This window comes from Roseomonas sp. CCTCC AB2023176 (assembly GCF_042259275.1).
In the GTDB taxonomy this organism is placed as follows: domain Bacteria; phylum Pseudomonadota; class Alphaproteobacteria; order Acetobacterales; family Acetobacteraceae; genus Roseomonas.
The window spans coordinates 3,795,001-3,807,522 of the sequence record NZ_CP170086.1; the positions used below are offsets into that span (position 1 = coordinate 3,795,001).

6 protein-coding genes, 1 tRNA gene and 2 rRNA genes are annotated in these 12,522 nt (G+C 69.5%); 6 read left to right on the top strand and 3 right to left on the bottom strand.

The genetic code is table 11. The features are described from left to right. Positions 1-170: 170 nt before the first annotated feature. The 5 genes from ACE7GA_RS18975 (at position 171) to ACE7GA_RS18995 (ending at position 5,262) form a co-directional block, all read left to right on the top strand. A 23S ribosomal RNA gene (locus ACE7GA_RS18975) occupies positions 171-2,905 on the top strand. Positions 2,906-3,035: 130 nt separating this feature from the next. Next, a 5S ribosomal RNA gene (gene rrf / locus ACE7GA_RS18980) occupies positions 3,036-3,150 on the top strand. Between the two features lie 67 nt (positions 3,151-3,217). Continuing rightward, positions 3,218-3,291: transfer RNA gene (locus ACE7GA_RS18985), tRNA-Met, on the top strand. A 115-nt stretch (positions 3,292-3,406) separates the two neighbouring features. Continuing rightward, positions 3,407-3,865 (top strand): heme-binding protein, encoded by a 459-nt coding sequence (locus tag ACE7GA_RS18990; RefSeq protein WP_376089993.1) that lies wholly within the window; start codon positions 3,407-3,409, stop codon positions 3,863-3,865. A gap of 5 nt (positions 3,866-3,870) precedes the next feature. Then, positions 3,871-5,262, top strand: a complete 1,392-nt coding sequence (locus ACE7GA_RS18995; RefSeq protein WP_376089996.1) for a M20/M25/M40 family metallo-hydrolase — start codon at positions 3,871-3,873, stop codon at positions 5,260-5,262. A gap of 42 nt (positions 5,263-5,304) precedes the next feature. Here ACE7GA_RS18995 and ACE7GA_RS19000 read toward each other — a convergent pair whose 3' ends face one another. The 3 genes from ACE7GA_RS19000 to ACE7GA_RS19010 form a co-directional block, all read right to left on the bottom strand. Continuing rightward, the gene (locus ACE7GA_RS19000; RefSeq protein ID WP_376089999.1) at positions 5,305-5,493 is read right to left on the bottom strand and encodes a hypothetical protein; all 189 of its coding nucleotides are present in this window, start codon (positions 5,491-5,493) and stop codon (positions 5,305-5,307) included. A gap of 98 nt (positions 5,494-5,591) precedes the next feature. Beyond that, positions 5,592-8,990, bottom strand: a complete 3,399-nt coding sequence (locus ACE7GA_RS19005; RefSeq protein WP_376090002.1) for a translocation/assembly module TamB domain-containing protein — start codon at positions 8,988-8,990, stop codon at positions 5,592-5,594. A 431-nt stretch (positions 8,991-9,421) separates the two neighbouring features. Continuing rightward, complete coding sequence (locus ACE7GA_RS19010; protein WP_376090005.1) at positions 9,422-11,266, bottom strand: autotransporter assembly complex family protein; 1,845 nt, start codon at positions 11,264-11,266, stop codon at positions 9,422-9,424. A 96-nt stretch (positions 11,267-11,362) separates the two neighbouring features. On the opposite strand from ACE7GA_RS19010, the gene ACE7GA_RS19015 reads away from it, so the two are divergent. Continuing rightward, positions 11,363-12,514: an amidohydrolase gene (locus ACE7GA_RS19015; RefSeq protein WP_376090008.1), complete on the top strand. Its 1,152-nt coding sequence runs from the start codon at positions 11,363-11,365 to the stop codon at positions 12,512-12,514. Positions 12,515-12,522 lie beyond the last annotated feature (8 nt).

The window sequence follows — 12,522 nt, forward strand, 5'->3', positions numbered from 1 at the left end:
GGGCTCCGGTTGGGGATATGCTGACGCATGTCCTGCATCCGGTGTTCTTTGACAGGCGAAGATGATCTGGTTGTGCGAGTAGCGTTGAGTGCTGCTGCCCGACCTCCTCCTTGTGGGAAATCATGGGGTGGATGGACGCGCGGGATGGTCCTGCGTGCGGGCGGCGGAGATGAGAGTGAAGCAAGGGCGTTCGGTGGATGCCTTGGCGCCAAGAGGCGATGAAGGACGTGGCACGCTGCGAAAAGCCGCGGGGAGATGCGAGCGATCGTTGATCCGCGGATGTCCGAATGGGGAAACCCCTCCCGCATGGGAGACCTGCATCTGAATTCATAGGGTGTGGGGGCAAACCCGGGGAACTGAAACATCTCAGTACCTGGAGGAAAAGACATCAACAGAGATTCCGCGAGTAGTGGCGAGCGAAAGCGGAGTAGGCCAGTGGTCTTGTTTGTTTAAGCCGAAGGACCTGGAAAGGTTCGCCGCAGTGGGTGACAGCCCCGTAGGCGTATGGGCGAGCAAGATCCTTGAGTAAGGCGGGGCACGTGAAACCCTGTCTGAACGTGGGGGGACCACCCTCCAAGCCTAAATACTCCTTGGCGACCGATAGTGCACAAGTACCGTGAGGGAAAGGTGAAAAGCACCCCGACGAGGGGAGTGAAAGAGACCTGAAACCGAGCGCCTACAAGCAGTCGGAGCTCGAAAGAGTGACGGCGTACCTTTTGTATAATGGGTCCGCGAGTTCGTGTTGGCAGCAAGCTTAAGCCGTGAGGTGGAGGCGGAGCGAAAGCGAGTCTGACAAGGGCGCTGAGTTGCCGGCATGAGACCCGAAACCGAGTGATCTAGCCATGGCCAGGCTGAAGGTGGGGTAACACCCACTGGAGGGCCGAACCCACGCCTGTTGAAAAAGTCGGGGATGAGCTGTGGCTAGGGGTGAAAGGCCAATCAAACTCGGAAATAGCTGGTTCTCCGCGAAATCTATTGAGGTAGATCGTTCGTTGGTCACCACCGGAGGTAGAGCACCGGAAGGGCTAGGGGGGCCCAAAGCCCTACCAAACCCTACCGAACTCCGAATGCCGGTGAGTGCAGGCGGGCAGACAGACGGCGGGTGCTAAGGTCCGTCGTCGAGAGGGAAACAGCCCAGACCACCGTCTAAGGTCCCTAAATGATGGCTAAGTGGGAAAGCATGTGGGACGGCCAAAACAACCAGGAGGTTGGCTTAGAAGCAGCCATCCTTTAAAGAAAGCGTAATAGCTCACTGGTCTAATAGCTGTTCTGCGGCGAAAATGTAACGGGGCTCAAGCCATCTACCGAAGACGTGGGTGCGCGAAAGCGCGCGGTAGCGGAGCGTTCCCTAGGCCGTTGAAGGGGTACCTGTGAGGGGCCCTGGAGGTATGGGAAGTGAGAATGCGGACATGAGTAGCGACAAACAGGGTGAGAACCCCTGTCGCCGAAAGTCCAAGGGTTCCTGCGCAAGGCCAATCCGCGCAGGGTGAGCCGGCCCCTAAGGCGAGGGCGAGAGCCGTAGCCGATGGGAAGGGGGCAAACATTCCCCCGCCCCCCAGACGTGACGACTGCCAGGTGTCGTTGTCCCTTATCGGATTGGGATGGCGGCTGAGGTGGTCCGGGAAATAGCGCTGGGATATGGACCGTACCCGAAACCGACACAGGTGGACTGGTTGAGGATACCGAGGCGCTTGAGAGAACGATGCTGAAGGAACTAGGCAAATTGCCCGCGTAACTTCGGGATAAGCGGGACCCATCGGGGCGCAAGCTTTGGTGGGTGGCACAGACCAGGGGGTGGCGACTGTTTAGTAAAAACACAGGGCTCTGCGAAGTCGTGAGACGACGTATAGGGTCTGACGCCTGCCCGGTGCCGGAAGGTTAAAGGGAGAGGTGAGAGCCTCGAACTGAAGCCCCGGTAAACGGCGGCCGTAACTATAACGGTCCTAAGGTAGCGAAATTCCTTGTCGGGTAAGTTCCGACCTGCACGAATGGCGTAACGACCTCCCCACTGTCTCCAGCATCGGCTCAGCGAAATTGAATTCCCCGTGAAGATGCGGGGTACCCGTGGTTAGACGGAAAGACCCTATGAACCTTTACTGCAGCTTGGCAGTGGCGCCAGGAAGGGGCTGTGTAGGATAGGTGGGAGCCGACGAAGCGGGGGCGCTAGCCTTCGTGGAGGCAACCTTGAAATACCACCCTGCGCCTTTCTGGCGTCTAACCGCATCCCGTTAGCCGGGATCGGGACCCTGCCTGGTGGGCAGTTTGACTGGGGCGGTCGCCTCCCAAAGTGTAACGGAGGCGCGCGATGGTGGGCTCAGGCCGGTCGGACATCGGCTGTTGAGTGCAAAGGCACAAGCCCGCCTGACTGCGAGCGCGACAGCGCGAGCAGAGACGAAAGTCGGCCTTAGTGATCCGGTGGTCCCGCGTGGAAGGGCCATCGCTCAACGGATAAAAGGTACTCTAGGGATAACAGGCTGATCTCCCCCAAGAGTCCACATCGACGGGGAGGTTTGGCACCTCGATGTCGGCTCATCGCATCCCGGGGCTGGAGCAGGTCCCAAGGGTTCGGCTGTTCGCCGATTAAAGCGGTACGTGAGCTGGGTTTAGAACGTCGTGAGACAGTTCGGTCCCTATCTGCCATGGGTGTTGGAGACTTGAGAGGATCTGTCCCTAGTACGAGAGGACCGGGATGGACGCACCTCTGGTGCACCAGTTGTCACGCCAGTGGCATCGCTGGGTAGCCAAGTGCGGAACGGATAACCGCTGAAGGCATCTAAGCGGGAAACCAGCCTCAAGACGAGGTCTCCCTAAGGGTCGTGGAAGACCACCACGTCGATAGGCCGCAGGTGGAAGTCCCGTAAGGGATGCAGCCGAGCGGTCCTAATCACCCGATCGAACTCCCATCTCCACCGTGGGTCCGAAAGGACCACCGCACGCAGCACCATCCCGCGTCCCAGCGGGCCGCCTCCCGCACAACCAGATCAATCCTCGCCCTCCCCGTCCCGGGGAGCCCGCGAGAGGTTCTCACCCGGTGGCTTGGTGCCCATCGCGGGGTTGCCACACCCGATCCCATCCCGAACTCGGCCGTGAAACACCCCAGCGCCCATGGTACTGTCGCTTAAGCGACGGGAGAGTCGGTCGGCGCCAGGCCGCCCGGTGAGAACTTCCGCACCACACCACCGTCCGCCCCTCACGGCAGACACACCACACCACCTCACGCGGGGTGGAGCAGCCCGGTAGCTCGTCAGGCTCATAACCTGAAGGTCACAGGTTCAAATCCTGTCCCCGCATCCCGTACCAAGCCCTCGACCTCATCAGGTCGGGGGCTTTTTCGTGTCCGCGTGGTTGCATGCGCCAATGTAGCGCATAGAACCGGCATAGCTCAGCCCGCGCACGGACACATCGCATGCCCAATCCGCCGATCGGCTTCCAGCACGGCCTCACACTCGACCAGGCCCAACGCATCGCGATGGAAACGCTGGCCGAAGGCCGTCGCCTCAATCTCGCGCCGCTCACCGTCGTGGTGCTCGACCAGGCTGGCCGCTACAAGGCGCTCCTGCGCGAAGACGGCGCCAGCCTGCTTCGTCCGGAGATTGCCCACGGCAAGGCTTACGGTGCGATCGGCTTGGGGCTCGGTGGCCAGGAGCTCGCGAAGCGAGCGGCCGCCATGCAGGGATTTATGAACGCCTATTCCGACCTTGCCGGCGGCGCCGCGGTGCCTGTCCCCGGCGGCGTCCTCATTCGCGATTCGAACGGTACAATCCTCGGTGCCGTCGGCGTCAGCGGTGACGTCTCCGCGCAGGATGAAGTCTGCGCCGTCGCCGGCATCAGCTCCGTCGGCCTGGTCGCGGACACGGGGGCCTGACGTCCATGACCACGACCGATATCCTCGCTCATCTCGACGCGAACGAGGACGCGATCCGCGCCCGCTACTTCGACCTCCTTCGCATCCCCAGCGTCAGCGCCCAGCCCGCCCACGCCGACGACTGCCGCCGCGCGGCCGAATGGCTCCGGGAAGAACTGACCGCAATCGGCTTCATGACGGAGGTTCGCGAGACCGCCGGCCACCCCGTGGTCGTCGCGCACCACCCCGGCCCCGGCGGCAACGTCCCGCATCTCCTCTATTACGGCCACTACGACGTCCAGCCCGCGGAACCCTATGAGCTCTGGACCTCCCCGCCCTTCGAACCGACGACGCTGGATGGCCCGAACGGCCCGCGGACCGTCGCGCGTGGCGCCGTGGACGACAAGGGCCAGGTCATGATGTGGCTCTCCGCCCTCCGCTCCTGCCACGAGGTCGCCGGCGGTCCGCCCTGCCGCATTTCCGTCCTGATCGAGGGGGAGGAGGAAGTCGGCTCCCCCAGCCTCGACGCCTTCCTCGCGCAGCACGCCGCCGACTTGAAGCCTGCGGACATCGTTGTCGTCAGCGACACGAACATGTGGGACGCCAGGACACCGGCCATCACCACACGCCTGCGCGGCATGGCCTATGCGCAGATTGACCTCTACGCCGCCAGTCGGGATCTTCACTCCGGTCTTTACGGCGGCAACGCGCTGAACCCGATCAACCTGCTCTCCCGCATCCTGGGCGGGATGCATGACGAGAACGGCCGTATTACCCTGGACGGCTTCTACGATGCCGTCCCGCCGATTCCGAACGCCCTCGCGCAGCAGTGGCACGACCTCAACTTCGATGAGCGCCGCTTCCTCGGAGAAATCGGACTCAGCACGCCATCGGGTGAAAAAGGCCTGCCCGCCCTGCAGCGCATGTGGGCGCGCCCGACCTGCGACGTGAACGGGATCTGGGGCGGGTATACCGGCGAAGGCAGCAAGACCGTCATCGCGGCGGAAGCCCACGCGAAGGTCTCCTTCCGCCTCGTCGGGTACCAGGACCCGCACGCGATCTTCGACTCGCTCGAGCGCTTCGTGAAGGAACGCATCCCCGAAGACGCCCGCGTCGAAATCCAGCGCTTCGGCGCCGCCCCGCCCGTCACGGTGGACGAGGACAGCCGTTGGGTGGCCGCCGCCCGGCGCGTGCTGACCGAGGAGTTCGGCAAGCCTCCCGTCATGGCAGGGTCGGGCGGCTCGATCCCTGTCGTCGCTTCGTTCAAGACGATCCTCGGCCTCGACAGCCTGCTGATCGGCTTCGGCCTCGACGACGACGCGGTGCATTCGCCCAACGAGAAGTTCGACTGGGCCTGCCTCATGCACGGCGCCCGAAGCCACGCGCGCCTGCTGGCCGAACTCGGCGGCAAGGCCTGACGCAGTCCCGGCGCGCGGGCCGATCCCGCGCGCCAACCGGCCTCAGCGGCTCGGCTTCAACTCCGCACGCAGCTCGGAGATGCGCGCCTTGATGCTCTCGCGCAGCGAGGGCGAGGCCTGCGGCTTCATGCCCGCGAGCGTCTGCTCCAGTTCCGCCAGCAGTCGCCGCTTCTCCTCGGGGCTGCGGCGAATCGGCTTGTTGTCGCTGAATTGTCCGTCGAACGCGCGCATGGCGCCTCCCTGATCCGCAAGGCAATTAAGAGCCCGACTCTACGCCCCGCCCCGCCGCCGCGGAATACGCCGCCACGCCCCATTCGGTTGCGGAACGCTCAATACTCGTACTCGTAGGACAGGCCGACGCTCTGCCCATCCGTTCCGGCCCCCGACTCCAGTCGCAGCCGCGGCGTCAGCTCGATCTCGACACCGACGCGCGGCGACCCCGTCGTCGCCCCCGGGTCGACCCGCAGATAGATGCCTTGGCCGAGGTACCCGCCGGCCTCCAGCCCTGGCGCGCCGTTGGCGCCACTCCCAACTCCCAACCGGTCGAGCCCGAGCGTCCGCGTGATCCGCCCCAGCACGCCGGAGACCGGATCCTCCTGCCCCCCCGACAGCGCGCCGGACACCACGCGCGCGAGCTGCGCGATCTGGAAGGGCGACAACTTGTCGACGGATCGGTTGAACAGCAGCCGCGCCAGCACCTCGTCCTGCGGCAGTTCGGGGGAGGAAGTGAACTCGATCTTCGGATCGCGGGGCGTGCCGGTGATCGCGACGTTGATCGTCGTGCTCGTCGCCGTGGTCGTCGCGAGGAAGTCGAGGTCAGGTGACAGCGCATCCCCCGTGAAGCGGACGATCCCGCGCGAGAAGGTCAGACGCCGGTCCAGCACCGTGAACGTCCCGCGCCGCAGGCGGAGTTCCCCCTGGGCAAGCGGTGCCGCCGCCGTTCCGCCGATCTGCACGGTGCCGCCGACCTCCGCATCCAGCCCGCGCCCCCGTACATAGAAGCGCCCCGGCACCTCGAAGGCCACGTCGAGCGCCAGGGGCGAGGCCGCGGCCGGCGCAGCCTCGGCCGCTGGCGTGGCGCGCGGCCGCGCCTGCGCCTGGTTCACGTTCCCCCCACGTCGCGCGGGTGCCCGCTCGTTCCGCGCCGCCGCCCGCCGCGCGATCGCGGTCCCCAGCGGTGGGGGAGGGGCCCCGCGCCCGACCTCCCGGACTTCGCCGAGATCAGCGACGCCACCCGGCAGCCCCTCCGCGATGTTCACCGTCGCCGTATCCGCCCGTAGGCGGCCCGAGAGCCGCATCCCGCTCGCGACGCCGCCGGTCAGGCGCAGATCCGTCGCGAAGGTACTCCGCAGCAGGTCGGATTGGACGGGCTGCAGGTCCGTCCCGCTGATCGTCACCTCCACAGGAATGCCCGCGGCGAAGGGTCGGACGTCCCCGCGCGCCGTCAGCGTCCCGGTCCCCGCCCGCGCCGTCAGGCTCTCCAGCACCACGCGGTCCGCATCGCCGCGGAGCGACGCCGTGATGTCCCGCAGCGTGACCCCGTATTCCAGGTTCCGCACCGACCCGCCCGTCAGCCGCGCCGTCCCCGCCAGGACCGGGGCCGCGACGGTGCCGGAGGCCCGGACGTCCACCGCGACCGTGCCCGCGACCCGGTTCGCAGTGCCCAGCACGAAGGGCGCTGCCAGCACCGCCACGTCGGTCGTCCCCCGGAGCGTCCCCGTGATCGGCCCCTCGCCAGCGGCCGGCAGCCGCGCGTCGAGGTTCAGCGACAGCGCCGCGCCCAGCCGCAGTTCCGCCTGCGCCTGCACCGAGTCGCCGGCGCTCCGCGCCGTGGCCCGCACCGTCCCTTCCGGGACGCCCCGGGCCCAGGGCGCGCCGACGCGAAGGCCCGTGCCCCGCACGTCTCCCTCGATGATGGGCCGCGCGACCGGCCCGCTCAGCCGCACGTCCCCGGACACGCTGCCCGCCACCGGCGGGTCCGGCACGAAGATGTTGACGGCCGAAAGCGGCAGCGCCGCGACCTCCGCCCGCAGGTCGGCGGTCGTCGGCCCCCAGCGCCCCGCGACCCGCAGCGTCCCGCCCGGCCGCACCGCGATGGACAGCCCGGGCGTCGTCACCGCCCCGTCCGGCCCGTAGGTCACCACCCCCGGGGTTGCGAGCCGCACGCCCAACGGACCCCGCGTGACGTCGAGCGACGCGATCTCCGCCCGCTTCTCCGGAGCGTCCAGCGCCAGCCGCGCCCGTAGCTGCGCCCGCGCGTCGAAGGCGCGCAGGTCGCCGGTCACGTCCAGCGCCGCGTCCGTGCCCGTCGCGCGAAGCGTGCCGTCCAGCGTATTGCCGGCCGCGCGCAGGTTCGTCGCCGACAGCGTCGCGTCCACGCCTTGCCGCTCGCCTAACGGTGCGAGACGCGCCTCCAGCCGCACGGCACCGGCCAGCGGCACGCCCACGATCCCCGACAGCGGCCCCAGGTCCGGCGCGTCCAGCCGCAACGCCGCATCGCCCCGCAGCGACGCGGTATCGACCACGCCCGACCCCTCCAGCCTCGCCGGGCCCAGCGAGGCCCGCAGAGCCTGCACCCGCATCCGCGAACCCTCCGCCGCCGCCCGGGCCTCGAGCGACAGCGCCAGTCCCTGCAACCGCCCCGAAGCCGTGGCGCTGCCCGCCGGCACCGTCGCGCGGGGCAGGCTGGCCTCCAGCCGCAACGCCTCGACCACGCGGCCATAGGCCCGCAGCGCCGGCGAGTCGGCGGTCAGAGCCACGGCCGGGTCGCTCCGTGGCCCCGTGACGTGCGCCGTCGCCTCCAGCCGCCCGCGCACCGGCACGTCCGGAACCTCCACGTCCGAGAGCGACACGCGCAGCGTAAGGTCAAGCGGATCGCCGATCGCCCCCGCCGCCTCCGCCCGCAGCGCGACGCCTTCGACGCTCAGCGCATGGACCCGTGTCGGCTCCGCGTCCACGCGGATGACCGGCGCAGGCCCGAGCAGGCCGGCGAGCGGCCCCGGCAGCACCGGCCCGCGCAGCGTTGCCTCCGCCCGCACGCGGGGTGTCGTCGCCGGACCCTCGATGTGTCCCCGCAGGACCACCCCGTCCCACCCCACCACCGCGGGCACCAGCGCACCGAGCGTCGACGAGCCCCGGAGGTCCGCCGATACGTCCAGGGCCAGGGCGTCCGCCAGGGTCCCGCTCGCCTCCACCACGCCTGGCGCCGCCTCGACCCGAAGCCGCTCCACCCGCGTCGCCCCGCCCGGCACCGCCGCGACTCGCGCTGCCAGCCGCAGTTCCGCGACCGGCGCGGGCAGGAAGCCCGGCAGCGCGGCGTCCCCCTCCACCTCCAGCCCCACGCCACCCGTCGCGGGCAGGGCCAGGCTGCCGCGGAGTGACGCGCGCGCCTTGTCGGCGATCTCCGCCTCCAGCGTGAACGGCGCTCCCTCCGCCGGCCCATCGAGCGAGAGCCGCACCCGGCTCGCCCGCTCCGCCCCGCCGAGCAACCCCGCGACGATCCCGCCCGGCGGCTCGTCATAGGTCAGGGCAAGCCGCAACCGGTCGCCCGGCCGCAGCGCGACGTCCGCGTCCAGCGCCCCCGGTGCATCCAGCCGCCGCGCCTTGAGGTTGACGAAGGCGCCCTCCGTCCCGACCCGCCCGCCGCCCTCGGCCGCCAGCACGGCCGGGATGCCCGCCAACATCTGCCCCAACTCGATCCGCGGCAGCGACAACGCGTCAACCGACACCTGCACCGGCAATCGCGGCACCTGCGGCAGCAGCCGCCCGGGCGGGGAGGGGGGGCGGGAGGCGCGGCCGGATCAGCCTGCGGCAACCGCTCGAACGCGACCCGCCCGACCGATACGCGAGTCGCCCGCACCTCCCACCGCGTGAGCCGCAGCAGGTCGAGGTCGAGCGCAACGTCTTCCAGGATCAGGTAGGGGCCCCGGTGGTCCGAAAGCACGACGCGGGCGATGCGCGGCGAGGACGGCAGCCCTCCCCGCAGCCCCTCTACCGCAACTCCCGGCACGAATCGCCCGACCAGCCCCGCCAAGAAGTCCTGCCCCGGCGCGACGTTCACCGCGACCAGCGCGCCGACGGCCAGCAGAACCGGCAGCACGATCGCCAGCCCCAGGAGGAGGAGCAGCCCGCGCCCGGCCCATCGCAGCGCGCGGCGCATTCAGAAGGCCTGCCCGATGCCGATATAGAGGCCGAAGGAGTTGTTCCCCCGCTCCCTCACCAGCGGCACCGCGACGTCCGCCCGGATCGGTCCGATCGCCGTCGCGTAGCGGAATCCCACGCCCGCGCCGACCCGCATGTTGTCGAAGCTCGGGAAATCGCTGTCGGTGACCGTCCCCGCATCCACGAAGACCGCCACGCCATAAGGGCCCGAGATCCGCTGCCGCAGCTCCACGCTGCCCTCGACGAGCGACACCCCGCCGCGCGGCGTCCCGTCGCGCCGTCGCGGCCCGATGCGCTGGAACTCATAGCCCCGCACCGACCCGCCGCCGCCAGCGTAGTAGCGCAGGTGCGGCGGAACCTCCCGCGACTCCGCCCCGAACAACTGCCCGATGCCCAGCCGTAGCCCGAGCACCGTCCCCTTGTCGCCGGACAGGTCGAAATAGGTGCTGCCCGACGCGCGCAGCCGCAGGAAGGTCGCGGTCGCCCCGCCCAGCGCCACCGTCGGCGACACCAGCAGGTTCGCGCGGTACCCCCGCGTCGGGTCCAGCAGATTGTCCGTCCCGTCGTAGCGGATGCCGAGCGGGACGGAGAGCAACTGGTAGTCGTTGGCCTGGTCCAGTTCCTCCGTCCGCCCGAACTCGCCGGCCAGGCCGGCCGTCACGGTCACGCGCGGATTGATCTTGCGTTCCAGCGAGAAGCTCGCCGTCACCGCATCGCGGTCATAGGCCAGAAGGCGCTCCCGCAGCACTGCGACGTCGTAGACCGCGGTCAGGTTGATCCCCGCGAACCAGGGCTGCCGGAGGTTCGCGCCGACGCGGTAGCCGAAATCCGCCCCGCGCCGCGCCTGCTCCGTCCGCGAGAGTTCTGCCTCCAGCCGCAGCCGCTCCGCCGCGCCGAAGAGGTTGCGGTGTTCCCAGTACACCCGCGCCGTCGGCCCCAGCCGCGTCTCGTAGGCCGCCGTCACGCCCAGCGCCCGGAACGGCCGCTCCGCCACGAGGAAGGTGACGGGTAGCCGCCCCTCCGGGTCCAGCCGCTCAGCGGTCCGCGCCCGAACCGTCCCGAAGACGCCGAGCGCCAGTACGTCCCGCCGCACCCGGTCCAACTCCCGCGGGTCATAGCGCTCGCCCTCGAGCGCCCCGGCCACGTTGGAGAGGAGCCGCGGGTCCACGTTCTCCGACCCCTCGACGGTCGGCCGCGCGAAGTTCGCCCGCGGGCCGGTCGCGACGTTGAACACGACCTCCATCGTCCGCCGGTCGTGGTCCACGGTGATCTCGCGCCGCGGCACACCGGCGACGGGGTAGCCGGACTCGCGGAGGCGCGTGATGAGCGTTTCCTGCGCCGCGTTCACGGCCGCGGCGCGGGCCGGGTCGCCCGCATCCAACCCGGTCACCTGCCCGGCCGGGCGGATATCGGCCTCCGGCGCTGCCGGCCGGAGCGTCGCGGAGGAGATCCGGTATTGCGGCCCCGCCTCGACGCCGAGGACGACAGGCACCGGCTCCTCCCCGCGAGCCGCGAGGCGCAGCGCCAGCCCCGGCGCGTCCGGCGGCTCGCCCGCGAGGGTGATGCGCGGGGTTCCGCCGTAATAGCCTTCCGATCGCAGGGCGGTGCGCAGGTTGTTCTGGTCCTGGAGCGCCCGGGCCACGAGGCCTTCCGCGCTCGTCGGCACGCTCTCGCGCAACCGGCGCAGCACGGAGACCCCGTCGATCGCCCGGTCCAGCGCCCCGTCTCCCGTCCCGGGCGTGGTCACGGCATAGGGCCGGACCGGGCCCTCGGCCGCGTCGGGCGGCGCCTCGGCCGCAGGGCGCGGCGCGTCCGGATCGGTCTGTCCCGGTGCGACCGCCACCCCGGAAAGGAAAAACGCGACGAAGGCCCCCGAAAGGAGCCTCGATTGTAACTGTCCGGGCTGTCGCAGGCGCAAAGGTCGGCTTAACTCCCCCCCATGGACCGAGAACTCGCCGAGACGCTCACCCGCTGGCGCCGTCACCTCCACGCGAACCCCGGTGTCACCCTGGAAGAAGGCGAGACCGCGGCATTCGTCGCCGCACGCTTGCGTGAACTCGGCGTGACCGAGATCGAGGAGGGTATCGGCGGACATGGCGTCGTCGCAACGATCCGGCGGGGCGGCGGGAACCGCAGCGTCGGCCTTCGCGCCGACATGGACGCCCTGCCGATCCAGGAGGTGGCCGAGGACCTCCCTTGGCGCAGCACGAAGGCGGGCGTCATGCATGCCTGCGGCCATGACGGCCACACGACCGCACTCCTCGGTGTCGCCGCCCTGCTGCAGCAGGATCAGGACTGGTCGGGCACCGTACGCCTCGTGTTCCAGCCGGCGGAGGAAGGCGGCGGCGGCGCCCGTGCCATGATCGAGGACGGGCTGTTCCAGCGCTTCCCGATGGACCGCATCTTCGGCTGGCACAACTGGCCCGGGCTGCCAGTGGGCACCATCGCGATCCATGACGGACCGAGCATGGCCGCGGGCCGCCGCTTCCAGATCACGATCGACGGCCATGCCGGCCACGCCGCGCTGCCGCACCTGACCCGCGATCCGATCGTTGCCGCGGGACACGCCATCGTCGCATGCCAGTCCATCGTCGCCCGCGCGCTCGACCCGCTGGACACCGCCGTCGTCTCGCTGACCCGGATCGACGGGGGGGAGGCCTGGAACCAGATCGCGGCGCGGGTCACGATCCGGGGCTCCATGCGCTTCCTGCGGGACGAGGTCGGAGCCCAGATCGCCGAGGGCCTGAACCGCATCGCGCGCGGCATCTCCGAGACCTTCGGGGTAGAGGCCACGGCCGAGGTCCTGTCCGGCGTCTCCGCCACGATCAACGAACCGGTGTCCCGCGACATCGCGGCCGAAGCGGCCTCCGCGGTCGCCCCGACCCGCCTGCACACCCCCCCGGCCATGACCGGCGAGGACTTCTCGGAGTTCCTGCACCAGGTCCCCGGCGCCTTCGTCTGGATCGGCAACGGTCCCACCGATGGCGGGCGCGAACTGCACCACCCCCATTACGACTTCGACGATGCGGTGCTGCCGACGGCCAGCCGCTTCCTCGTCGAAGCCGCCAAGCGAGCCCTCTCGGCCGGATAGGTGCAGGG